24 protein-coding genes are annotated in these 23,803 nt (G+C 68.7%); 4 read left to right on the plus strand and 20 right to left on the minus strand.

Annotated features, from left to right (window positions below):
• Positions 1-7: 7 nt before the first annotated feature.
• From modA to MKK84_RS13830, 3 genes are all read right to left on the minus strand, one after another.
• Positions 8-823 carry a molybdate ABC transporter substrate-binding protein gene (gene modA / locus MKK84_RS13820; RefSeq protein ID WP_243920508.1) on the minus strand — a complete coding sequence of 272 codons (816 nt, stop codon included), beginning with the start codon at positions 821-823 and terminating at the stop codon, positions 8-10.
• Positions 824-945: 122 nt separating this feature from the next.
• Complete coding sequence (locus tag MKK84_RS13825) at positions 946-1,167, minus strand: hypothetical protein (protein ID WP_243920509.1); 222 nt, start codon at positions 1,165-1,167, stop codon at positions 946-948.
• A gap of 139 nt (positions 1,168-1,306) precedes the next feature.
• Positions 1,307-1,450 carry a hypothetical protein gene (locus MKK84_RS13830; RefSeq protein WP_243920510.1) on the minus strand — a complete coding sequence of 48 codons (144 nt, stop codon included), beginning with the start codon at positions 1,448-1,450 and terminating at the stop codon, positions 1,307-1,309.
• Positions 1,451-1,739: 289 nt separating this feature from the next.
• Here MKK84_RS13830 and MKK84_RS13835 point away from each other — a divergent pair, with 289 nt between their 5' ends.
• Positions 1,740-2,672, plus strand: coding sequence for a 50S ribosomal protein L11 methyltransferase (locus MKK84_RS13835; protein ID WP_243920512.1), 933 nt, complete (start codon positions 1,740-1,742; stop codon positions 2,670-2,672).
• Between the two features lie 99 nt (positions 2,673-2,771).
• On the opposite strand, the gene MKK84_RS13840 is transcribed toward MKK84_RS13835, so the two are convergent.
• Positions 2,772-3,038 carry a hypothetical protein gene (locus MKK84_RS13840; protein WP_243920514.1) on the minus strand — a complete coding sequence of 89 codons (267 nt, stop codon included), beginning with the start codon at positions 3,036-3,038 and terminating at the stop codon, positions 2,772-2,774.
• Between the two features lie 210 nt (positions 3,039-3,248).
• Here MKK84_RS13840 and MKK84_RS13845 point away from each other — a divergent pair, with 210 nt between their 5' ends.
• The gene (locus MKK84_RS13845) at positions 3,249-5,087 is read left to right on the plus strand and encodes an aminopeptidase P family protein (RefSeq protein ID WP_243920516.1); all 1,839 of its coding nucleotides are present in this window, start codon (positions 3,249-3,251) and stop codon (positions 5,085-5,087) included.
• Between the two features lie 106 nt (positions 5,088-5,193).
• Entirely contained in the window at positions 5,194-7,350 is a 2,157-nt protein-coding gene (locus tag MKK84_RS13850) for a protein-disulfide reductase DsbD family protein (protein WP_243920518.1), read from the plus strand.
• 135 nt (positions 7,351-7,485) lie between these two features.
• On the opposite strand, the gene phoB is transcribed toward MKK84_RS13850, so the two are convergent.
• From phoB to pstS, 6 genes are all read right to left on the minus strand, one after another.
• Complete coding sequence (phoB, locus tag MKK84_RS13855) at positions 7,486-8,181, minus strand: phosphate regulon transcriptional regulator PhoB (RefSeq protein ID WP_243920625.1); 696 nt, start codon at positions 8,179-8,181, stop codon at positions 7,486-7,488.
• Between the two features lie 125 nt (positions 8,182-8,306).
• On the minus strand, positions 8,307-9,026 hold the full coding sequence (gene phoU, locus MKK84_RS13860; RefSeq protein ID WP_243920520.1) for a phosphate signaling complex protein PhoU: 720 nt from the start codon (positions 9,024-9,026) through the stop codon (positions 8,307-8,309).
• A gap of 114 nt (positions 9,027-9,140) precedes the next feature.
• Positions 9,141-9,932, minus strand: a complete 792-nt coding sequence (gene pstB / locus MKK84_RS13865) for a phosphate ABC transporter ATP-binding protein PstB (protein WP_243920627.1) — start codon at positions 9,930-9,932, stop codon at positions 9,141-9,143.
• Positions 9,933-9,992: 60 nt separating this feature from the next.
• Positions 9,993-10,880, minus strand: coding sequence for a phosphate ABC transporter permease PstA (gene pstA / locus MKK84_RS13870; RefSeq protein WP_243920522.1), 888 nt, complete (start codon positions 10,878-10,880; stop codon positions 9,993-9,995).
• Positions 10,881-10,888: 8 nt separating this feature from the next.
• Positions 10,889-11,866: a phosphate ABC transporter permease subunit PstC gene (gene pstC / locus MKK84_RS13875; RefSeq protein WP_243920523.1), complete on the minus strand. Its 978-nt coding sequence runs from the start codon at positions 11,864-11,866 to the stop codon at positions 10,889-10,891.
• 85 nt (positions 11,867-11,951) lie between these two features.
• On the minus strand, positions 11,952-12,992 hold the full coding sequence (gene pstS, locus MKK84_RS13880; protein WP_243920525.1) for a phosphate ABC transporter substrate-binding protein PstS: 1,041 nt from the start codon (positions 12,990-12,992) through the stop codon (positions 11,952-11,954).
• Positions 12,993-13,221: 229 nt separating this feature from the next.
• Between pstS and MKK84_RS13885 the strand changes: the two genes are divergently transcribed.
• Positions 13,222-13,467, plus strand: a complete 246-nt coding sequence (locus tag MKK84_RS13885) for a hypothetical protein (protein WP_243920527.1) — start codon at positions 13,222-13,224, stop codon at positions 13,465-13,467.
• A gap of 22 nt (positions 13,468-13,489) precedes the next feature.
• On the opposite strand, the gene MKK84_RS13890 is transcribed toward MKK84_RS13885, so the two are convergent.
• From MKK84_RS13890 to MKK84_RS13935, 10 genes are all read right to left on the minus strand, one after another.
• Positions 13,490-13,690 (minus strand): hypothetical protein, encoded by a 201-nt coding sequence (locus MKK84_RS13890; RefSeq protein WP_243920530.1) that lies wholly within the window; start codon positions 13,688-13,690, stop codon positions 13,490-13,492.
• A 116-nt stretch (positions 13,691-13,806) separates the two neighbouring features.
• Entirely contained in the window at positions 13,807-15,480 is a 1,674-nt protein-coding gene (gene recN, locus MKK84_RS13895; RefSeq protein WP_243920532.1) for a DNA repair protein RecN, read from the minus strand.
• A 200-nt stretch (positions 15,481-15,680) separates the two neighbouring features.
• The gene (locus MKK84_RS13900; protein WP_243920534.1) at positions 15,681-16,562 is read right to left on the minus strand and encodes an outer membrane protein assembly factor BamD; all 882 of its coding nucleotides are present in this window, start codon (positions 16,560-16,562) and stop codon (positions 15,681-15,683) included.
• A 190-nt stretch (positions 16,563-16,752) separates the two neighbouring features.
• Positions 16,753-17,700: a UDP-3-O-acyl-N-acetylglucosamine deacetylase gene (lpxC, locus tag MKK84_RS13905; protein WP_243920536.1), complete on the minus strand. Its 948-nt coding sequence runs from the start codon at positions 17,698-17,700 to the stop codon at positions 16,753-16,755.
• Positions 17,701-18,137: 437 nt separating this feature from the next.
• Complete coding sequence (ftsZ, locus tag MKK84_RS13910; RefSeq protein ID WP_243920538.1) at positions 18,138-19,880, minus strand: cell division protein FtsZ; 1,743 nt, start codon at positions 19,878-19,880, stop codon at positions 18,138-18,140.
• A gap of 87 nt (positions 19,881-19,967) precedes the next feature.
• Positions 19,968-21,290, minus strand: coding sequence for a cell division protein FtsA (gene ftsA / locus MKK84_RS13915; RefSeq protein ID WP_243920540.1), 1,323 nt, complete (start codon positions 21,288-21,290; stop codon positions 19,968-19,970).
• 52 nt (positions 21,291-21,342) lie between these two features.
• Positions 21,343-22,284, minus strand: a complete 942-nt coding sequence (locus tag MKK84_RS13920) for a cell division protein FtsQ/DivIB (protein ID WP_243920542.1) — start codon at positions 22,282-22,284, stop codon at positions 21,343-21,345.
• Entirely contained in the window at positions 22,251-23,174 is a 924-nt protein-coding gene (locus MKK84_RS13925; protein WP_243920544.1) for a D-alanine--D-alanine ligase, read from the minus strand. Before MKK84_RS13925 ends, MKK84_RS13920 begins: the two co-directional genes overlap by 34 nt.
• Positions 23,175-23,212: 38 nt before the next feature.
• Positions 23,213-23,560, minus strand: coding sequence for a type II toxin-antitoxin system PemK/MazF family toxin (locus MKK84_RS13930; RefSeq protein WP_243920546.1), 348 nt, complete (start codon positions 23,558-23,560; stop codon positions 23,213-23,215).
• Positions 23,547-23,780: an AbrB/MazE/SpoVT family DNA-binding domain-containing protein gene (locus tag MKK84_RS13935; protein WP_243920548.1), complete on the minus strand. Its 234-nt coding sequence runs from the start codon at positions 23,778-23,780 to the stop codon at positions 23,547-23,549. The genes MKK84_RS13930 and MKK84_RS13935 overlap by 14 nt, the downstream gene beginning before the upstream one ends.
• Positions 23,781-23,803: the final 23 nt, after the last annotated feature.

The raw sequence follows: 23,803 nt of genomic DNA on the forward strand, positions 1-23,803 counted from the left end.
CCAACCGCTACCGGCCGGCAGCGGGGGCCTCGACCACCGAGAAGCCCTGGCGCTCGAAGGCGCTCTGGGCCGCTGGGCCGCGCAGATAGGTCAACAAGTCGGCGGCATCGGGGTTACGCGAGTCCTGGGTGATGGCCGCCGGATAGACGATCGGGGGATGGCTGTCGGGCGGGAATGCGGCCAGCACCTGCACGCCGGGATCGGCGGCTGCATCTGTGGCGTAGACGATGCCGAGCGGTGCTTCGCCCCGGGCGACCAAGAGTAGGGCCGCGCGCACATTGTCGGCCTGGGCCACCTGCCCCTTCACGGCCTCCCAGGCCCCCAGCTTCTCCAGGGCCGCCTTGCCGTACCGGCCGGCCGGGACGGCATCAATCGTCGCCATGGCGAGCTTGCCGCCGCCGAGCAGCTTGGTCAGCGTCGTGCCGAGATCCGGCGCCAGGGCGACCCGGGGATCGGAACCCGCGTTCTTCGGCCCTGGGGCGATCAGAACCAGCGCGTTGCGCAACAGGTTGATCCGCGAGCCCGGCTTCAGCAGGCCGGCCCGGGCCACATCGTCCATCCAGGCTTGGTCCGCCGAGATGAACAGGTCGGCAGGCGCGCCCGCCTCGACCTGCTTCGCGAGGGTGTTCGAGCCCGCATAGGAGATGCGTGCGGTCTTGCCGGTTTCCTTCGCCCAGGCCAGGGTCGCATCGTCCAGCGCGTTCTTGAGGCTGGCCGCCGCGAACACCACGACGGGATCCCCCGCCTGCGCCGCGTGGGACGCCGAGCCGAGCGCCAGCGCCCCGAGGGTGAGCGCGACAAGGAGGCGTCGGGTCGGGCACATGGCTGAAGGTCCCCTTTGTCGCCGTCCGTAATATCCGGCCGGGTATGACGGGGAGCATAAACATCGCTTGGCGCCCGGCCAACAACCGGCGCGCAGCGCGGTGACCCGCGCGCGTGCGGCGCTCAGCCATGCGCCGGGTCGCCGGGCTCCTTCGGAGCATTCTCCGCGCGATGCAGGCGGCTGAGCAGGACGAGAAGGTGCCCCGGCAACGGCCCATCGGGGGTCGGGCCGCCGAAAAGCCGTTCACGCGGTGGGCGCGCGGGCGCCGACGGCTCGGTGACGACCACGGGCCCGAAGCGGCCGGAACGTCTGGACTTGGTCACGCGGTACGCACCCTGCTTCATCGCGTTTCACGTCGAAAGCCGGCCAAAAACGTCGCTCCGTGGAGCGGGTTCCGCTCGGTTGCGCTGTGCCCTGTGGTTAACGCCCGGGCACGATGCCGCATTCCTGTGCGTGCGCATTGGCGATTCGCGGTCCGGCTTTTCACCAGGTCCGGGGGTCGCGCCGCTCGGTCGATCCGGCCTCCGGCAACGAAGTCATGCCGGCCGCCACGACGAGTCCCCACAGCCACGCGGCGCAAGTGGTGGCACTGGCGAGTGCGACACTGATGAAGAAGGGGGCGGTCATCGGATATGTGTGCCTGTCAAAACTGGCGCGCCAACTCACGAATGAGTGGCGTGCCGGAGTTGAGGGGTCTGGCTTCGGGAAGCCGAGACTGTCTAACCACACATTTTTGACCGAGATAGTGATTTAGAACGTCAACGAAATGAGTATTGCTGCTTGTGTCTCCAGCGCAACAAACCGCGCCGCGACCGTGAGGGCCCCGGCCGATCCCGCCGGGCGGCGTCGGTTTTTTCGCATCGGCATCCGCTTGCCCCCTGTGATGTCGCGCGCGTCGGCGTTACAGCCCGGACCCATGCTGGAAGGTTTGCCGCCCCATCGCCCGTCCCACGTCCTGTGCCTGCTGACCGACGAGCGCTCGGCGCGGGCCATGACCGATCTTCTGGGCGAGATGTTCGATCCCACCGAGACCGCTGTCGCGGCTTTCGAGGATGAGGATGGACGCACGTGGCGGCTCGAAGCCTATTTTGCGGATGCACCCGATGAAGACTACGTCCGCGCACTGATCCGGCCGGTGATCGGCGACGCGGCCGACGCGGCCGAATTCCGTACGATCGACCAGCAGGATTGGGTGCGGGCGTCGCTGGAGGGGCTGAAGCCCGTCCGGGCCGGGCGCTTTATCGTTCACGGCTCGCATGACCGGGATGCGGTGCGCGCCAACGATCTGCCGATCGAGATCGAGGCGGCGCTGGCCTTCGGCACGGGGCACCACGGGACGACGCTCGGCTGCCTGCGGGCGCTGGTCCAGGTGCTGAAACGGCGGCGGCCAGCCCATATTCTCGATGTCGGCACCGGCACCGGCATCCTGGCCTTCGCGGCCGCCAAGGCGTTGCGCCAGCCCATCGTGGCCGGCGATCTCGACGCGGAGGCGGTGCTCACGGCTCGCGAGAACGCCCGCGCCAACGGTCTCGGCCCCTATCTCAAGCTCTATCTCGGCCCCGGCGTGCGCCACCCGCTTGCGGCCCGTCCGCGCCATTTCGATCTGGTCTTCGCCAACATCCTGGCGCGGCCGCTGCGGCTCCTCGCCCCCTCGCTGACGCGGGTGGTGGCACCCGGCGGCGTTCTGGTCCTGTCCGGCCTGATCGAGCGCGATGTCCCGGGCGTTCTCTCGGCTTACCGGCACCAGGGCTTCGCCCTCGTGCGCCGTGGTCTGATCGAGGGCTGGGTCGCCCTCGTGCTGATGCGCGGCGGCGCGGCCGCGCGCCCCGTGCGACGCCATCGGCGCTGAACCGCGCGCATGCCGGTGCGATGGGCCGGCGTAAGGCCCGTGCCGGTCTCCGACCCGTTAAATGTCCGCGCGGATCACGTTTGCTCGATGCCGGCGCCCTCAGCGCCCGGCTCGGACCTTGCCGGGCGGGCAGACACGGCTGGATCCGGCCTCGGCCGGCTGCGCGTGAGCCGGATCCTCGAAGCACTGCGACACCGGCGCGCCAAGCGCGGCCATCAGGGCACGCAGGCCCTCGATCCACTCCTCGACCTCCGCGAGCGACGCGAAGCCCTCACGGCGAACGACAGTATCGGGTTCGACCGTCACGATGGCGTCGAAGCAGCCATCCGGTCTGTCGCTGATCCGGTAGTAAACGCGACGTGCCATGATCCCGAGATAGGCCAAAACCCACGGCGTGATAAGATTGTTCGCGATTTTTTCATGTTGAATAAGGGATGCGCGTCACCAGTTGCTGGCCTGCGCGCGGCATGATGGCGTTCGGCTGACAACCTGTACGGGCATCCTGCGCGCCCTCACCCTGCATTCCCGATGCTGGGTCGGTTGCCATGCCGGCGGCGAGCGCTCTACCCTCCCGCCATGATCGAGCCGCCACCGTCCCAACCACGCCAGCGCTTCCAGACCTTCGAAGATCCGGGCCATCGCAAAGGGCCGGAACGGATCGAGGCTCTGAGGGCCGCCCTGCGTGAGACGGGGGTCGACGGTTTCGTCGTGCCGCGTGCCGACGAGCACCAGTCCGAATACGTCCCCGCCGACGCCGAGCGCCTCGCCTGGCTCACGGGGTTCACCGGGTCGGCCGGGACAGGGGTGATTCTGGCGGAATTCGCAGCCCTGGTGGTGGATGGCCGCTACACGCTACAGGCGCCCGAGCAGGTCGATACCGGCATGCTCACGATCGTGCCGTTGGCCGAAACGACGCCCGAGGCCTGGATCGGAGCCAATCTCAAGCGCGATCAGGTGCTGGGCTACGACCCGTGGCTGCACACACCGGACGGATTGACCCGCCTGGAACGGGCGGCCACGAAGGCGGGCGGTTCCCTGCGGGCCGTGCCGAACCTCGTGGACGCCGTCTGGGCCGGTCGGCCGAAGCCGCCGGCCGGCCGGGCCATCCGCCATCCGGACGCGCTGGCGGGCGAGGCAGTCGCCGACAAGCTCGCCCGGGTGCGGGACAGCCTGACGGAGGCCGGCTGCGACGCCCTGGTGATCTCGGATCCGCACAACCTTGCCTGGGCCTTCAACCTCCGCGGCGCCGATGTCGGACATACGCCTCTGGCCCTCGGTTACGCGATCCTGCCGCGCGAGGGGCAGGCGCGCCTTTTCCTGGCCTCGCCGGTCGTCGATCAGGACCTGCGCGTCGCCCTCGCGCCCCTCGCCGAGATCCTACCGCGGGCCGAGCTCGAGGATGGGCTAGCCTCGCTCAGCGGCGCCCGGGTCCGGCTTGATGCAGCCACGGGCGCGGTCGCCCTCAAGGAACGGATCGAATCGGCCGGCGGCACGGTCGATGTCGGCAAGGATCCGATCACCGCGATGAAGGCGGTCAAGAATGCCGCCGAGATCGCGGGCGCGCGCGCCGCCCATCTGCGCGATGGGGCCAGCGTCGTCCGCTTCCTGGCGTGGCTTGACGCGGCCGCCGTGGCCGGCGGCCTCACCGAGATCGCCGCGGTCGAGGCACTGGAGGATTTCCGCGCCGCGGGCGGCGATCTGCGCGACGTCTCGTTCCCGACCATTTCGGGATCCGGCCCCAACGGGGCGATCGTCCACTACCGGGTCACCCGCGCCAGCGACCGGGCGGTCCGGGCGGGCGAGCTGTTCCTGATCGATTCCGGTGCGCAATACCCGGACGGCACCACCGATATCACCCGCACTGTCGCGGTGGGCGCGCCGAGCGCGCCGATGCGCGATCGCTTCACCCGGGTGCTGAAGGGCCATATCGCCATCGCCCGAGCGGTGTTTCCCACCAAGACGACCGGCGCGCAGATCGATGCCTTCGCCCGGGCGCCCCTGTGGCAGGCGGGGCTCGATTTCGATCACGGTACCGGCCACGGGGTCGGCGCCTTCCTGTCGGTGCACGAGGGGCCGCAACGGATTGCCAAGACCGGCACGGTGGCGCTAGAGCCCGGCATGATCCTGTCGAACGAGCCGGGCTACTACGCGGCCGGCGCCTACGGCATCCGGATCGAGAACCTCGTTCTGGTCGAGACGCGTGCCATCACGGATGGCGAGCGCCCGATGCTCGGCTTCGAGACGCTGACGCTGGCGCCCTACGATCGGAATCTGATCCAGACCGAGCTGCTCGAACCGGGGGAGCGCGCCTGGATCGACGCCTACCATGCCCGAGTCCGCGAGGCCCTGTCGCCGGAACTGGATGCCGGAGCGCGCGACTGGCTGGCACGCGCCACGGCGCCGCTGCCCGGTTGAGGCTGCGACGCGCGACCGCCACACCCCTTCGTGGTAAGCGCGTCGTCACGGAACAGCCCGAACGCCGGGCCTGAAACCGCGGCCGCCCGGCGCGCGAAGGGACAGCATGATCCGCCGCCTCGTCCTCCCGATCCTGGTCCTCGCCGCGAGCCTGTCGGCGGCTCTGGCGCAGGGCCTGCGCACGCCGCCGGATCTTGTGCGGTCGAGCCTCGTGGCCGAGGCCGCCGCGGTGGCGGGGGCGCAGCCCTTCACCCTTGCCGTGCGGATGCAGGTGAAGCCCGGCTGGCACGTCTACTGGCGCAACCCGGGGGATTCGGGCCTGCCGCCCGAGGTGACCTGGACCCTGCCGGCCGGCTTCAACGCCGGGGCGCTCCAGTGGCCGGCGCCGGAGCGGATCCCGATCGCGACGCTGATGAACTACGGCTACGAGGGTGAGGTCACGCTCCTCGTCCCCGTGACGCCGCCTCCGAGCCTTGATCCGGCCAACCCGGTGCAGATTCAGGCCAAACTGACCTACCTCGTCTGCGAGACCGAGTGCGTGCCGGGCTCCGCGGATCTCGCCCTCACCTTGCCGGTGGGCGAGCCGCGTCCCGACCCGGACAACGCAGACCTGTTCGTCCGCGCCCGGGCCGCTCTCCCCACCCCTGCGCTCTGGCCGCTGAGCCTGTCGAGCCAGGGCGACACCCTGCAGCTCGATTTCGCGGCGTCGGGGCTCAAGCCCGACACGATCCGGAACGCCGCCTACTTCCCGTATGCCGAGACCGCGATCGACAACGCGGCCGCGCAGCTGATGGCGGTCGACGGCACCGGGCTGCACCTCACCGTCGCGCGGAGCAGCCCGACCGAAGCGGCGCCCACGGCCCTTCCGGGTGTGCTGACCCTGGACGAGGTGACGGAATCCGGCAGCCGCCGCCTCGCCTTCGCGTATGGCGACGAGCCGGTGCTTCCGACCGCGACCGCTCCGCCGGACCCCGTTGCGGCGAGTCCGACCGGGGCCGCCGCGCCCGAGTTCGATCTGCTGACGTTTGCCGCGGCCGCCGCCTTCGCCTTTCTCGGCGGCCTCATCCTCAACCTGATGCCCTGCGTCTTCCCCGTCCTGTCGATCAAGGTGTTGAGCCTCGTGCGGCATGCGGGCGAGGGTCCGGCCCGCCTGCGCCTGCACGGCTTCGCCTATACGGCCGGCGTGTTGGCGAGTTTCCTTGTTCTGGCTGGAGTGCTCATCGCCCTGAAGGGCGGAGGGGCGGCGATCGGCTGGGGGTTCCAGCTGCAATCGCCCCTGGTCGTGGCCGGGCTCGCCTATTTGCTCTTCGCGATGGGCCTGAACCTGTCCGGCGTGGTCGAGGTCGGAGGACGGCTCGCGGGTGTCGGCGATCGCCTGGCCCGACGGTCTGGCCTGAGTGGGTCGTTCTTCACGGGCGTGCTGGCCACGCTGGTGGCGACGCCCTGCACGGCGCCGTTCATGGGCTCGGCTGTTGGCTTCGCACTGACCCAGAGCGCAGCCGTGGCGCTTGCCGTGTTCGCGAGCCTCGGGCTCGGCCTCGCTCTGCCGTTCTTGGCTCTCACCCTCTGGCCCCCGGCCCTCCGGGCGCTGCCGCGGCCGGGTGCCTGGATGGAGACGCTCAAGCAGGTGCTCGCCTTCCCGGTTTACGCCACCGTGGCCTGGCTGGTCTGGGTCCTGGCGCAGCAGGTCGATCCGCGCGGCCTTCTGGCGGCCCTGATCGGCCTCGTGCTGGTGGGTTTCTCTGCTTGGGCCTGGGAGCGCGGGCGCGCCGCCGCCCCCGGGGCACGCCGGATCGCGCAGGTCAGTGCGGCGCTCGCCCTGATCGCCGTGGTGGCCCTCGTGTCCACCCTCCCACAGGACCGTGCCACGCCGACTGCGCAGGCCGCCGCCGGCGGGATCGAGCCGTTCACGCAGGCCCGCCTCGACGCTCTGGCGGCTGCGCACAAGCCGGCCTTCGTCAACATGACCGCCGCGTGGTGCATCACCTGCGCGGTCAACGAGACGACCTCCCTGTCCACGAAGGCCGTGCGGGCCGCGTTGGCCGAGCGGGGCATCACCTATCTGAAGGGTGACTGGACCAACCAGAACCCAGAGATCACGCGCCTTCTGGAGAAGCACGGCCGGAGCGGTGTTCCGCTCTACCTGCTCTACAAAGGTGCCGGCGAGCCCCAGGTGCTGCCCCAGATCCTCACCGAGGGCACGGTGCTCCAGGCTCTGGCCTCCGTGCCGGCCGCTAACCGGAGCGCTGCGCTCATCCGCTGATCGGGGTTCCCAAAGGGCGGCTGCCCTTTGGCAGGGTGTCGGGGCGGAGCCCTGACGCTCGGGCTTCGTCCAACATCAGGGCTCTGCCCTGCACCCGCAAAAGGTCTCGACCTTTTGAAACCGGGACTTGGCGACTCAGGCTTCGAGGGAGAAGGTTTCGTCGAAGGCGTAGCCAGAACCGCGCACCGTGCGGATCGGATCGGTCTGGCGTGGGCCGTTCAGCGCCTTGCGCAGGCGTCCGACATGGACGTCGACGGTGCGCTCGTCGATGTAGACGTCGTGACCCCAGACCCCGTCGAGAAGCTGCTCGCGGGAGAAGACCCGGCCCGGGGCCAGCATCAGGAATTCGAGCAGCCGGAACTCCGTGGGGCCGAGGTGCAGCTCCTCGCCGGCCCGACGCACCCGATGGCCGGTGCGGTCCAGTTCGAGGTCGCCGGCGGCCAGACGATCGGAAACATGGGCCGGTTTGGCCCGGCGCAGGAGCGCGCGGATGCGGGCGAGCAGTTCCGGAACCGAGAACGGCTTGACGATGTAATCGTCCGCGCCCGTCCCGAGACCGCGGATCCGGTCACCTTCTTCGCCCCGGGCGGTCAGCATGATCACCGGCAGCCGCTCGGTCTCCCGCCGGGCCCGGATTCGGCGGCAAAGCTCGATTCCGGACAGGCCGGGCAGCATCCAGTCGAGCAGGACCAGGTCGGGCATGCGCTCGGCCAGGAGCAGTTCCGCATCGTCGCCCCTTGCCGCTGAATCCACCAGGAAGCCCTCGGCTTCCAAGTTGTAGCGCAGCAGCGTGGTCAATGCCTCCTCGTCCTCGACGATCAGGACTTGCATACTCACCTTCGATGACCCGTTCTCGCGGCGGACGCGGCAATGGTGCCGGAGGCTCCGCCCAGCCTCAACCCAAACCGACCGTCACGGCGGCGACGCCCCCAGGATCCTGCGCTCCGGGAAGCGCTTCACGGCGCCAGCCCCCCATCCACCGTCACGTAGTTCGACGCATCGTTCTTCGGTCGCTCGCCGGCGAGCGTCTCGCCCGTGGCGAGGTAGTGGATCGTCTCGGCGATATTGGTCGTGTGATCGCCGATGCGCTCGACGTTCTTGGCGCAGAACAAAAGGTGCGTGCAGAACGAGATGTTGCGCGGATCCTCCATCATGTAGGTCAGGAGCTCGCGGAACAGGGAATTGTACAGCGCGTCGATCTCGCCGTCGCGTTCCCACACGTCGTGGGCCGCCTCGATATCGCGGCTCGCATAGGCGTCCAGCACGTCCTTCAGCTGGCCCTCCGCGAGGTCGCTCATGTGGCGCACGCCAAGCACGATCTTCTGCGCCGGCGCCTGATCGGAGATCGCCACGACGCGCTTGGCCACGTTCTTGGCGAGATCGCCGATCCGCTCCAGGTCGCCGGAGACGCGGATCGCCGAGATGGTCTCGCGCAGGTCGATCGCCAGGGGCTGCCGCCGGGCGATCAGCAGGACGGAGCGCTCCTCGATGTCCCTCTGGAGGGCGTCCAGGCGCTTGTCGGCGAGGATCACCGCCTGGGCGAGCCCGTCGTCGCGGCGCACTAGGGCGTCGGTCGCCTCAGTGGTCATCTTCTCCGCCACGCCGCCCATCTCCGAGATCGAGCGACGGAGGTTTTCGAGATCGGTGTCGTAGGAGGTAACGATATGGCCGGGCATGAGTGGATCCTTCGATGGGGGCCAGGACGTGTGATCCCACCCGGTTGCCGCGATCCCACCCGGCCGCCGCGGCGCCCGGGTCGCGATGGCGCGGAAACCGGTCTTCGAAACAGCTTAGCCGAAGCGGCCGGTGATATAGTCCTGCGTGCGCCGCTCGGTCGGGTTCATGAACATTTTTTCGGTTTGTGAGAATTCAATCAGCTCGCCGAGATACATGAAGGCGGTGAACTGCGAGATGCGCGCCGCCTGCTGCATGTTGTGCGTGACGATCGCGATGGTGAATTCGTCGCGCAGCTGCTCGATCAGCTCCTCGATCCGGCCCGTCGAGATCGGGTCCAGCGCCGAGGTCGGCTCGTCGAACAGGATCACCTCCGGGCGCTGGGCTACGGTGCGGGCGATGCACAGACGCTGCTGCTGCCCCCCCGACAGACCCATGCCGGACTGCTTGAGCTTGTCCTTGACCTCGTCCCAGAGCGCCGCCTTGCGCAGCGACGCCTCGACCCGGTCGTCGAGCTCCGATTTCGGCAGCTTCTCGTAGAGGCGGATGCCGAAGGCGACGTTGTCGTAGATCGACATCGGGAAGGGCGTCGGCTTCTGGAACACCATACCGACCCGGGCGCGGAGATCGTTGAGATCGACCTTCGAATCCAGGATGTTGACGCCGTCCAGCAGGATCTCGCCCTCGGCGCGCTGCTCCGGATAGAGGCTGTAGATCCGGTTGAAGGTGCGCAGCAGCGTCGACTTCCCGCAGCCCGACGGGCCGATCAGGGCGGTCACCTGCCGATCATGGAAGTTGAGGTTGATGTCCTTCAGGCCGTGGAACTGGCCATAGTAGAAGTTCAGCCCCTTCACGGCGATCCGGACGGGCGCCTTGGTGTCGGCACCGGCCTTGGCGGAAGGCTGCATAAGGGGCTCGGCGGCGGTCGCTGCAGCATGGCTCATCGGGCTAATCCTTCGGCTCGCGCTTCAGCGGGCACGCTGCGGCTTGATCACCAAGCGGGCGATCACGGAGAGGGCGAGGATGGTCATGGTGATCAGGAGCGCTCCGGCCCAGGCCAATTGCTGCCAGTTGGCATAGGGCGAGAGCGCGAACTGGTAGATCATCACCGGCAGGTTCGGGACGCCACCCATGAGGTCGGGGCTGAACCAGCTGTTGTTGTTGAGGGCGGTGAACAGGAGCGGCGCGGTCTCGCCGGCGATGCGGGCCAGCGCCAGGATGATACCCGTCACGATGCCGGCCGAGGCGGCGCGCCAGCTGACCTTCATGATCACCATGGAGGGCGGAGCGCCGAGCGCCGCGCCGGCCTCGCGCAGGGTGCCCGGCACGAGGCTCAGCATGTCCTCGGTGGTCCGCACGATCACCGGCGTGGCGATGATCGCGAGCGCGATGCCGCCGGCCCAGCCGGAATAGCTGCCCATGGGCCGCACCATCAGCGTGTAGACGAACAGGCCGATCAGGATCGACGGCGCCGAGAGCAGGATGTCGTTGAGGAAGCGGATCAGGACGGCCAGCTTCGAGGTCCGGCCGTATTCCGCCAGGAAGGTCCCGGCCATCACGCCGACCGGGGTCGCGATGACGATGCCGATCGTGGTCAGGATCAGGCTGCCCAGCACCGCGTTGGCGATGCCGCCACCCTCGCTGCCCGGACCCGGGGTCGGTTGCGTCAGCAGCGTCGGCGTGAAGCCGCGCACGCCTTCGACGATCAGCATCAGCAGGATCGAGCCGAGCACGATGATGCCGAGCAGCGTGGCGAAGGCGCAGAAGCCGCGGAGTATGGCGTCCGCCCGGCGCCGGCCGGGGCGGACCCGGCTCTGCACGAGCGGCGGCGCAGCGAGTGTGTTGATCGCGTCCATGGGGCTCCTCAAGCAACCCGCACGCGTGACGTCAGGATTCGCGCGGCGATCAGGACGATGAAGGTGATGACGAACAGGATGCAGCCGAGCGCCATCAGGGCGTTGAGCTGCATGCCGTCCGCCTCGTTGAATTCGTTGGCGATCCGGGACGCGATGGTCGAGCCGGGATCGAAGATCGAGGCCGAGAGGCGGTTGGCGTTGCCGACCACGAAGGTCACCGCCATGGTCTCGCCGAGCGCACGGCCGAGGCCGAGCATGATCGCGCCGATGATCGACACCGAGGCGTGCCGGATCAGGACGAAGCGCGTCACCTCCCAGGTGGTGCAGCCGACGCCGTAGGCGCTCTCGCGCAGGATCGTGGGGATCTGGTCGAGCATGTCGCGGGCGATCGAGGCCACGAACGGCACGATCATGATCGCCAGGATGATGCCGGCGGTGAGCACGCCGACGCCCGAGGGGATGCGGGCATACAGCACGGTCCCGACGATCGGCAGGCCCTCGACGACGTTCGAGATCGGGATCTCGACGAAGCGGGCGAAGAGCGGGGCGAAGATGAACAGGCCCCACATCCCGTAGATGATGCTCGGCACGGCGGCGAGCAGCTCGATCGTCATCGCGACCGGCTTGCGCGCCCAGCCGGGGCAGAGCTGCGTCAGGTAGATGGCGATGCCGAGTGAGACCGGGACGCCGATCACGAGGGCCAGGAGCGCCGACATCACCGTTCCGATCACGGCCACGAGCGCGCCGTACTGTTCGGTCCCGACGTTCCAGACGCTGGAGGTCAGGAAGCCGAAGCCGAATTCCCGGAAGGCCGGCAGGCCGCCGTAGACGATGGAGCCGATGATCCCCACGAGGACGGTCAGCACCAGCAACGCCGCGCCGTACGCGCAGCCGCGGAACACGGCGTCCATGTTCCGGCTCGGTCCCTTCCGCGCCGCCGACGTACGGGTTCGGCCGAGGGCAATCGTTTCAGTCAAAGCAGACATCCGCGGTTCTCTGCGAAGGATAACGTGGTAGCGCGGCGGGATCTCAGAAGCGAGGGAGGAGGTCGAAGCCTCCTCCCCGTTGGGCTTACATGTTGTAAACCGGCTTCCCGTCCTTGCCCTTCACGTTCTTCCACTCTTCGTGGATCAGTGCCACGACGTTGTCCGGCAACGGAACATAGTCGAGATCCGAGGCAAGCTTGTCGCCGTTCTTGTACGCCCAGTCGAAGAACTTGAGCACATCGGCGGCCTTGGCCGGATCGGCCGGGTCCTTGTGGACCAGGATGAAGGTCGCCGCCGTGATCGGCCACGCATCCTCGCCCGCCTGATTGGTGAGCGAGATGCCGAAGCCGGGGGCCGACTTCCAGTCCGCGCTGGCGGCCGCCGCCTGGAACGCCTTGTCGTCGGGCTGCGGGAACTTGCCGGCTTTGTTCTGCAGCAGGGCGTAGGCCAGCTTGTTCTGCTTGGCGTAAGCCGACTCGACGTAGCCGACGGAATTCGGCACCTGCTTCACGGTGGCGGTCACGCCCTCGTTGCCCTTGCCGCCCTGACCGACCGGCCAGGAGATCGTCGTGGCCGCGCCGTACTCCTTCTTCCACGTCTCCGAAGCCTGGGACAGGTAGGTGGTGAAGATGTTGGTCGTGCCCGAGGCGTCGGAGCGGTAGACCGGCGTGATGTTCGTGTCGGGCAGCTTCAGACCGTCATTGAGCTTCGCGATCCGCGGATCGGTCCACTTGGCGATCTTCCCGGCGTAGATGTCGGCGAGCACGTCGCCCGTCAGCTTGAGCTTGCCCGGCTCGATTCCGGCGATGTTCACCACCGGCACCACGCCGCCCATCACGGTGGGGAACTGGACGAGGCCGTCCTTGGCCAGCTGCTCGCCCTTCAGCGGCGCATCGGTGGCGCCGAAATCGACCGTCTTGGCCTGGATCTGCTTGATCCCGCCGCCGGATCCGATCGATTGATAGTTCAGACCCGAGCCGGATTCCTTCCGGTAGGCCTCGGCCCACTTCGAGTAGACCGGGAAGGGGAACGTAGCCCCGGCTCCGGTGATGTCGGCGGCCAGCGCCGCAGACGCCAGCTGTACCGTCGCAAGGCCGACGGCGAGCGCGTAAGCGAAGGGTCTCATGGAATCTCCGTTGCCGTCGGGCTAGAGCCTGCGCTGCCCCGCCGGCATGCTCATGCCCGCGGCAGAGCCTTGCGGCCGATCCTTGAGAGATCCAGCGCCAGCCGCCCGATGGCTGCGCGGTTACGACAGGTAGATGACACCGGCATGACATCGCGCCGCAGGTCGTGCGGCACGGTTCGCGGGTCTCGCGCGTTCCTACCGGCAACGGCACGGGAAGGGACTGGGAACCGTGGAGGGCGAACACGCCGATTCAGCGACGGAAACCGATCCGAACTGGCTTGCCCTGCATGCCGAACGGGAGGCGGTGGAGCGCGCCCTGACCCTCGCGCAGGCACGTCAGAAGTTCAGCGGCGATCCGGAGGCGGCTGCGGCAGCGCGGCGCGAGGAGGCGGATCTGCTGAAAGATCTCGACCGGGTCCTCACCCTGATTCGAGCAGCCGAGTATCGGCGGCGGCCTGGGGCGCGCCGCTGGTGAAGCGTTCGAAAGCCGGATCGCGTTAGCCGACCCGACGCAGCTCCCGCTCCTTCTGGCGCAGGCGCAGAAGCAGCTCGACATGGGTGTCGGTGATCGGCTGCGTATCGACGCTGCCTTCATAGACGGTGCGCAGCGAGAGGCCGAGCCGACGCGTGTCGATCGTCCGCTTCGGAGGCTGTCCCACGTGCGAAAGTTCCTCGGAATCGACGCCTGACAGCTTCATGGCTCCCTCTCGTCCTTCGGCCGCTCCAGATCGCTGCGGCGCCGGGATGCGAAGAGAGTCACCAAGAATGGTTAACGAACCGTTACCGTGAACCAATGGTTAAGCTTACCTGTCAGTTAACCGTCAGCGCCTTGAAGAAGCCGCGCAGCCGCCGCGCGGGCTTCATCGGTCACCGTTGCCCCCGCGAGCATCCGGGCAATCTCCTCCCGGCGCTCGGCCACCGGCAGGCTGGCGACCCGGGTAGCGACACGGCCGGCCCCTTTCACGGGCGCCTTCGCGATCAGGAAATGCGTCTCGGCGCGAGCCGCGACCTGCGGCGCATGGGTGACGGCAACCACCTGTACGGTCGCGGCCAGGCGTGCCAGGCGCAGCCCGATGGCATCCGCGACGGCACCGCCGACGCCGGTGTCGATCTCGTCGAAGATCAGGGTTGGGGCCGAACCCTTGTCGGCCAGCACCACCTTCAGGGCGAGCATGAACCGCGACAACTCGCCGCCCGAGGCGACCTTCATCATCGGTCCGGGCTTGGTGCCGGGATTGGTCTGCGCCCAGAACTCGACCCTGTCGGTGCCGGCCGGATCGCGCGATTCCGGGTCGGTGACGATCTCGGTGATGAACCGAGCGCGCTCGAGCTTCAGGGGTGGCAGCTCGGCCTTCACGGCGGCGTCGAGTTGCTTGGCGGCGCGGCGGCGACCGGCACTCAGCTTCTCGGCGGCCTCGGCATAGGCAGCCTCCGCGGTGGCAAGAGTCTGTTCGAGGCCTGCCAGTGCCGCTTCGCCGGCATCGATCGCCGCAACGTCGCCGGCGTAGCGCTCGGCAAGCACCGCAAGATCGTCGGCCGCGACGTCGTATTTGCGGGCGCCCGCCCGCAGCGCGAACAGCCGTTCCTCGACCCGCTCGAGGTCGCGGGGATCGAACTCGGTCTCCGCCACCGCCGCGTCGAGCACGGCACGGGCCTCGTCGAGGGCTACGATCGCCGCGTCGAGGGCGTTGACGCAGGGATCGACGAGGGCGGGGAGCTGCGACGCGCGGCGCTCCAGTTTGCGCAGGGCGGCCGAGATGTGGGGCACCCCGGAATGGGTCCCGCCCACCGCTTCCAACGCCGCATTGAGTTCGCGCGCGACCTTCTCGGATTGCTGCATGATGCTGCGGCGTTCGGCGAGCTGAGCCTCCTCGCCGGGTTGCGGCGCGAGTGCGGCCAGCTCCTCCACGGCGTGACGCAGAAAATCGGCCTCCTTGCGGGCCGCCTCCACCCGCGCGCGGTGCTCGGCGAGGTCGGATCGGGCGGTGCGGACCGCGCGGGCGGCCGCCGCGACCTTGGTGAGCTGGCCCTGTAGGCCGCCGAACGCATCGAGGATCGCCCGGTGCGAGGCCGAATCGGCCAACGCCCGGTCGTCGTGTTGTCCGTGGATCTCGACCAGGGCCGCGCCGATCGCGCGCAGGACCTGGACGCCCACCGGCTGGTCGTTGACGAAGGCGCGGGTGCGGCCGTCCGCCATCTGGCTCCGGCGCAGGATCAGATCGCCCTCCGTGTCGATCTCGGCCTCCGTGGCGATCCGGCGAGCCGGATGGTCCAGGGGCAGATCGAACACGGCGGTGACGACGCCCTGCGCCTCACCGTGCCGGACGAGGCGGCCATCGCCACGCCCGCCCAGCGCCAGCGCGAAGGCGTCGAGCAGGATCGATTTGCCCGCGCCCGTCTCCCCGGTCAGGACGCTGAGGCCCGTCCGGAAATTCAGTTCGAGACGGTCGATCAGAACGATGTCGCGGATCGCGAGCTGCGCCAGCATGCGGCGGGGGCATTCCTCAGGAGGGGACCGCAGACATAAGGCCGTCGCGGCGCCGATTCACCCCAAAAATGCGACGCACAATGGGAAAGGCCCGGAGCGAACGCTCCGGGCCTCAATGTGTTCGTGGCGGCCGACCTGTCCTATCAGGGTTTCGAAAGGTCGAGAGCTTTGGAAACCCGGCAAGCAGGTCAAACCGCTTTTCACTCGGCCGATGCGGTCTTACCGGCGACCGAGCGGTAGATCTTCGACAGGAACGAGGCCTTCTCCTCCCGCGGCTCGAGGCCGTTCTGGGCGAGGAGCGCATGCGCGTCCTTGTACCAGGAGCTGTCCGGGAAGTTGTGGCCGAGCACTGCGGCGGCGTTCTGCGCCTCCTGGGTGATGCCGAGCGCCCAGTAGGCCTCGGTCAGGCGCTCCAGCGCCTCCTCGGCGTGGCGGGTGGTCTGGTACTTGGAGACCACGTCACGGAAGCGGTTGATCGCCGCCGGGAAGTTGCGCCGCTCCAGGTAGAAGCGCCCGACTTCCATCTCCTTGCCGGCGAGCTGATCGCGGGTGATCTGGATCTTCGCCTTCGCGTCGATGGCGTATTCCGAGGTCGGATACTTCTGGACGAGTTCCTGAAGCGCCGTCAGCGCCTTCTCGGACCGCTCCTGATCGCGGGTCACATCCGGGATCTGCTTATAGTTCGACATCGCCATCAGGTACTGCGCGTAGGCCGCATCCTTGCTGGCCGGGTGCCGCTGCAGGTAGCGCTTCGAGGCGCTGATCGCGTCGTCGTACTTCTGGCCTTCGTAGTTGGCGTAAGCTGTCATGAGCAGCGCCTTCCGGGACCACTCGGAATACTGGTACTGCTTGTCGAGGCTGTCGAACTTCTTGACCGCGCCGTCGTAGTCGCTGTCCTCAAGCTTGGCCAAGCCATCGCTGTAGAGCTTGTCGGCCGGAATGTCCGGAACGACCTCCGGCTTGTACTTCTCGGAAAACAGATTGGTCGGGTCGAAATCGCAGCCGCCCAGGCCCAGGCCGAGGATGGCCACGAGAGGCGCCGCGAAGGCTGCCGCCCGGCGGAAACGAATGGTGACAGGCATCTGGCGCTCTTTCCCGGAAGCGGCGCCATCCCGCGCCGTCATGCCATCGCGTGCGTGGATCCGGCCTTCTGAGCCGAACCCGCCGTTCACGGACCGTTAAACCGTGACGTTTGATTCGGGCACGAAAGCGGCAAGGCTGAGGCGGTACGGAACGATCGCCAAGTGTGGCTTGCGGACCACAGGTTGATCGTCAGAGGTCGCCCGCGAAGGCGGCGATGCCCAAACCGACGCCGAGTTCCGAGAGGACGGTCTCGCGGCGCGGGCCCTGCGCCTCGACGATCGCGTAATTGGCCCGGTCGGCCAGAAGGGCGGAGAGGACACCGACATTCATCCGGTGGCCGCCGCAATAGGAGCGGTACGCGCCCTGGATCGGCAGGCCGGCCAAGGCGAGGTCGCCGATCGCGTCGAGGATCTTGTGGCGGACGAATTCGTCCGGGAAGCGCAGACCTTCGGGGTTGACCACCGCGGTCTCGCCGACCGCCACGGTGTTCTCCAGGGAAGCACCGAGGGCGAAGCCCGCCTTCCAGTAGCGTTCCACGTCCCGCATCATCCCGAAGGTGCGGGCACCGGCGATCTCACGGCGGTAGGTGGCGGGCGAGAGGTCCATGGCCCGGCGCGAGCGGCCGATGACCGGGCTCTCGAAATCGATCTCCACATCGAGGCGGAAGCCCCGGTCGATCGGCCGGAGTTCCGCGAAGGACCGGCCGGTCTCGATGCGGACGTGTTGCAGCACCTTGAGCCAGCGCCGGGGCGCGCCGCATGTGGCGATTCCGACTTGATCGATCGCCTTCACGAAGGGAAGTGCAGAGCCGTCGAGGATGGGCATCTCGGGCCCGTCGATCTCGATCAGGGCGTTGTCGACGCCCAGCCCGTAGAGGGCGGACATCAGATGCTCGACGGTTGCCACCGCCCCCGTCTCGACGTCGCCCAGGACGGTGCAGAGCTCCGTGGCGGAAACGAGGGCGTGATGCGCCTTGATCAGGCGGTCATTGCCGTGGGGCGTGCCGGTGCGGAGGAAAGCAATACCGTGATTGGCGGGTGCGGGCCTGAGCGTGATCTCGGCGGGGTTCCCGGAATGAACCCCGATACCCGAGAGAGTCGCCGGCCCTTTAAGGGTCGTCTGTTTCAGCGTACGCATTCCTTAGCCCCCGGCCGCGATCAGGCTCCGCCATTCCAACCGGGAATGGGCGAACACTGACTGATCCGTCCGCTGCTTGATGCCCCTGCTCACGCGATCAGGTTGTATCCCGATGCATGTCTCGTCGGTCTTGATGCTTCTATAGCTGCACCGCACAGGGCAGCCAAATCACGGATTCTTACGCTCTGTTACAGACACGCTTGCGGTCCGGCAGACGCAAAATGCTGTGAGATCAAGGGCTTAAAAAGTGGTTAACGCGTGGCTAACCCAGGGCCGATCTGTGTCATGGATGCACCACGGGTCCCCGCTTCCCACAGCTCAAGCATCTGCGAGCGCGCCAAAGTCCCAGATGGCCCTAACCTGAAGTTGAATATGTCCCACGCGAAAGGCCGGCGGTCGCCCGCCGGCCCTCCCCGTCGCCGCAGTGCAGCGGCTGATTAATTCGCCTGGCGGCGGAGGAAAGCCGGGATCTCCAGCTGGTCGTCGTCCATCATCCGGCTCTGGGGCGCGACGCGGCCCTGGGCGTCGAGATGGCCCTGGGCCGGACGGTATTGCGGGACTGCTGGCGTGGCCGGTGCGCGCGGTGCCGGCGGCACGTGGGGCTGGGCCATCTGGGGCAGCGGCGCGGCCGGGTTCGCCCGAGCCGCGGGCGCACCCTCGATCTCGTCGCGCCGACCGCCGAAGCCCACCGTAGCCAGCCGCCGCAGGAGCGAGGTCCGCTTCGATTCCGGAGCCGCCTCCTCCGCCGCGCGATTGGCCAGGATCTGGTTCTGGGCGATCGGCGGCAGCTCGTGGATCTGCGGCATGCGCGGGGCGCGGGCGAGCGGCGTGCCGCCCGGGGCGGCCGGGCGCGGCGGCACGAACGGGCCTGCCTGGTACTGCGGCGCGGGCTCGGCCGGCAACGGCGCGGGCGGCGGGGTGAAGTGGGCCGCAGCGCGGGGCTGAACCGGAGCGAGCACCACGTCGTCGCGGTTCATCGGGGCGGCGGGCTCGCGGTTGACCAGCGCCTCGGACCGCATCTCGGGGGCCTGAAGCGGCGCGGGGGCCGGCATCTGGCTGGTGATGGGGGCCGGAGCGACCGATTCCGCGCGGATACTCGGCACCGGCGAGGCGGCGCGCGTACGGGCCTCGGCGCGCAGGCGCTCGGCAACCTCGGCGATACGCTGCTCGGTCTCGGCGATGGCCGGGTTGTTGGGCGAGTTCGCCGAGATCAGGGCCGGCTCGATGCCGGTGGCAACCACCGACACGCGGATGATGCCGTCCAGGCTCTCGTCGAAGGTGGCGCCCAGGATGATGTTGGCGTCCTGATCGACCTCCTCGCGGATGCGGGTGGCGGCCTCGTCGAGCTCGTACAGGGTCAGGTCGGAGCCGCCGGTGATCGAGATCAGCAGGCCGCGGGCGCCCTTCATCGAGACGTCGTCGAGCAGCGGGTTGGCGATGGCGGCCTCCGCGGCGCGGTTGGCGCGCTTCTCGCCCGACGCCTCACCTGTGCCCATCATGGCCTTGCCCATGCCGCGCATGATCGCCCGCACGTCGGCGAAGTCGAGGTTGATGAGACCCTCCTTCACCATCAGGTCGGTGATGCAGGCGACGCCCGAGTAGAGCACCTGGTCGGCCATCGCGAAGGCGTCCGCGAAGGTGGTCTTCTCGTTGGCGACCCGGAACAGGTTCTGGTTCGGGATCACGATCAGGGTGTCGACCGCGGCCTGCAACTCCTGGATGCCGCTCTCGGCGGTCCGCATCCGGCGGACGCCCTCGAACTGGAACGGCTTGGTGACGACGCCGACCGTCAGGATTCCCATGTCGCGGGCCGCCCGGGCGATGACCGGCGCCGCGCCGGTGCCGGTGCCGCCGCCCATGCCGGCGGTGATGAAGCACATGTGTGCGCCCGAGAGCTGATCGCGGATCTCGTCGATCACCTCGTCGGCGGCGGCCGAGCCGACCTCCGGGTGCGAGCCGGCGCCGAGGCCCTGGGTCACGCCCAGACCCATCTGGATCACCCGCTCGGCCTTCGAGGAGGTGAGCGCCTGCGCGTCGGTGTTGGCCACGACGAACTCGCAGCCCAGCAGGCCCGACTCAATCATGTTGTTGACCGCGTTGCCGCCGGCGCCACCGACGCCGAAGACGGTGATGCGGGGCTTCAGTTCCCGGATGTCCGGCGCCTGGAGGGTGATGGCCATGGTGTCGAGCCTCTCGCTAACTGTGCTGTCCGTGCGACGCCGTGGCGCCGGATACTCTTCGACCCACCCGTGGGGTGGGGGCGAAACCTAGAAGCTGTCCCGGAGCCAGCGGCCGACCCGGTTCAGGTAGTTGTCGGTTCCGGTGGCCGCGAAGGCGCTGTGCCCACGCGGCTCGAAATGCTCGGCATGGGCAACCTGCGGGTAGACCAGCAGACCGACCGCCGCCGAGAAGGCCGGGCCCTTGGCGGCTTCCGGCAGGCCGCGGATCCCGAGGGGGCGGCCGATCCGAACCTGACCCTGGAGGATGCGGCGAGCGACCTCCGGCAGGCCGACGAGCTGGCTGGCGCCGCCGGTGAGCACCACCCGCCGGCCGGCTTGCGCCGCGAAGCCGGCCTCGCGCAGCCGGTCGCGCACCAGCTCGATCACCTCCTCGACCCGCGGCTTGATGATCCGCACGAGCTGCGAGCGCGGGATGTGGGCCGGGGCCTCGCCCTCGTCCTCGCCGACGCCGTGGACCGCGATCATGTCCCGGTCGTCGGAGGGGGTTGAGAGGGCCGAGCCGTAGAGGGTCTTCAGCCGCTCGGCCGCCGCCATGCGGGTCGAGAGCCCCCGGGCGATATCCATGGTGACGTGGTGGCCGCCGACCGCCACCGCGTCCGCATGGACGAGGTGCCCGCCCGAGAACACGCCGACGCTGGTCGTGCCACCGCCCATATCGACGACGCAGACGCCCATCTCGGCCTCGTCGTCGACGAGTGCCGAGAGGCCGGCCGCGTAGGGCGTGGCGATCACCGCCTCGACCCCGAGATGGCAATGCTCCACCGCCAGCATGACATTGCGCGCCGCAGCCAACTCGCTGGTGACGACGTGCAGATCGACGCTCAGCGCCTCGCCGATCATGCCCGACGGGTCGATCACCGCACCCTGCCCGTCCAGCGCGTAGCCGGTAGGGAGCGCGTGGAGCACGGCCCGGCCGGGGCTGACGCCGTGGGCGCTCGCGGTCTCGAGCACCCGCTCGACGTCGCTGCCCGTGACGGTGCCGGAGCGGACGTTCACCCGCGCCTGGAAATGCTGGGAGGCCAGCCGGCCACCCGACATGTTGACGATGACCGACTGGACCTCGACCTTGGCCATCCGCTCGGCGGCGTGGACCGCCTGACGAATCGCGCCCTCGGCGGCGGCGAGATCGACGATGGCGCCGCCCTTCAGCCCGAGCGAGCGCTGATGGCCGATGCCGATGATGCGCGCGAGGTGCGTGCGGCCGCGCAGCGTGGAGAGCGCTTCGGCGGGCTGCAGCTCGGCGATAAGGCAGACCACCTTGCTCGTCCCGATGTCGAGCACCGAGAGGGTGGTCGAGCGTCGGGCCGAGAGCGGCTTCAGGCGCGGTGTGAGGCCGTGTTGGCTGTGCATTGACGCTACCAAACGCGGGGTGCGGGACGGGCGGAGATCGATCGGAAGGGCATCAGCTGGCCGCGCCCTTCTTCTTCGCCTTCTGGGCTTCCGCGCGGGTTGCGGCGGCCTCCTCGGTCAGGCGCACCACGACGCGGTCCGACATGCGCAGATCCACCGCGATGATGTCCTTTTCCAGGAGGCCGGCCTCGCGCTCGAACCGAACGAGACGGGCGAGCGCGGCGGCCGGGTCGACCTCGGGCAGGCGTACATCGACGCCGTCGAGCTTGAGGGTCCAGCGCCGGCCGGAGACGTAGGTGCCGGCCTTGATCCGGTCGGCGAGCGGGCCGGCGGCGGCGACCAGCGCCAGGTATTCCGGCAGCTTGGTGTTGGCCTCTTCGCCGACCACCAGGGGCAGGCTGGCGTAGCGGTCATCCCGCATCGCGTCGATCACCGTGCCGTCGGCCGCGATGACGCTGAGCTCACCGTTCTTCTGCCAGAGGGCGGCGGGCTCGCGCTCCACCTGGGTGATGGCGATCTCGTTGGGGTAGATCTTGCGCACCGAAGCCTGGGCGATCAACGGCACGCGCAGCAGCTTCTCGCGCACGGCGCCGACGTCGAGGAACGGCACCGAGGAGCGCCAGTCGATGCCGGCCGCAGCCAGGACTTCGCGATCGTACATCCGGGAGATGCCCGAGATGGTTACGCGCTCGACGCCGAAGCCGAGTACCCGCGCCGCGATATCAAGGGGGCGTCCCTGCTCGGCCACGAAGGAATCGTAGCGCCCGCTCGCCACGAAGCCGGCAAGCGCAAAGGCCGCGAAGGTCATGGAGACGGCGACGGTTCCGGTCCCGCGGGACAGGCGTGCGCCCAGGCGCTGGCCGGAGCGCGCGCGGCGAACCGAGAGCGACCGGGACGGGAGCCGGCCCATCACAGCCCCGGCGAAACGCGCGGGACCGCTTCGGCCGGCGGCGTCGCCGCTCAGCGATTCAGGGAAGCGTCCTCCACCATCCATCGGACGAGCTCACCGAAGCTAAGGCCCGCATGGGCCGCCATATCCGGCACAAGGCTCGTCTGGGTCATGCCGGGTTGCGTGTTGACCTCGAGAACCACGAGTCGGCCGGTTCCACCCGGCGTGTCGTCGAATCGAAGGTCGGCACGGCTGACGCCCCGGCAGCCCAGTGCTTGATGCGCCGTTAACGACAGTTCTTGGACACGCTGGTAAACATTTGGTTTAAGTTCGGCCGGCAGCACGTGGACCGAGCCCCCGGGCGCATATTTCGCGTCGTAGTCGTACCAGTCCCCCGTGGCGGCCTTCACCTCGATCACCCCCAGTGCCTTGTCGCCCATCACCCCGCAGGTGAGTTCGCGGCCGGCTATGTAAGGTTCTGCAAGGACTTGCTCGCCGTAGGTCCAGGCGTCCGAGCCCAGGATCTGGGGCGGATGCGAGCGCCCGTCGCGGACGATGATCACCCCCATGGATGAGCCCTCGGCGATCGGCTTCACCACGTAGGGTGGCGGCAGGGCGTGTGTCCGGGCGGCCTCGTGACGGTTAACGATCCGGCTCTCCGGCACGTCGATGCCGGCCGCGCGCATGGCGGTCTTCGCCCGCTCCTTGTTCATGGCGAGCGACGAGGCGAGGACGCCGGAGTGGGTGTAGGGGATCTTGAGGATCTCCAGCAGGCCCTGGATCTTGCCGTCCTCCCCGTCCGGGCCGTGCAGCGCGTTGAAGGCCACGTCGGGCCGGAGCGCGGTCAGCACCGTGGCGATGTCGGGCCCGACATCGACGCGCGTGACCCGATAGCCCTCGCCTTCGAGGGCGTCCGCGCAGGCCTTGCCGGAATTGAGCGACACTTCCCGCTCGGCGGAGGTGCCGCCCAGGAGGACGGCGACGTGCTTGGACATGGGGGGCTCCGGGGCGAGACTTTGTGGGGGGGATCGGCTCATGCCGGGCCGATCAGGCTCTTAATTGCAATGAAAACCTGGGCGGCCGTGTCGGCCGGCAGCGTCCCGATACGGCGCAGGATTCGGGTGGGCTCGATGCAGGCGATCTTGAGCGGGCGAACCACGGAAGCGACGCTGAGGCCGGCCGCGGTACCATCGTCGATGCGGACATCACCCATGGCCTGCGTGTTGCGCGCACTCGTGATCATCGCGATCCAGACGTAGCCGGCTTCGGCCACAGCCGGCCCCGATACGATGAGGGCGGGGCGCCGCTTCTCCGCCAATCGATCGGAATAGGGAAACGGAACGACTACGACGGTCCCGGCCGGCAGCTCAGAGGTCGGCATAGTCTTCATCGTCGATCGGGCCGGCCCATTCCGTGAAGGCCACGAACGGATCCTCCCCGTCAGGGGGAGCCTTGTCGATTCGGATGCCGTCCGGCGTGATCCGGTAGCGCAGGCGGTCCCCCGGCCGGATCGCAAGGTGCTCCCGCACCTCCGGTGGCAGCACGGTCTGGCTCTTCACCGAGACTTTTGAATATGCGGTCCGTGCGAGTTGATCCGCCATGTCGATCCCCCAGCGCCGCCGGA

Source organism: Methylobacterium sp. E-065, from assembly GCF_022829605.1.
In the GTDB taxonomy this organism is placed as follows: domain Bacteria; phylum Pseudomonadota; class Alphaproteobacteria; order Rhizobiales; family Beijerinckiaceae; genus Methylobacterium.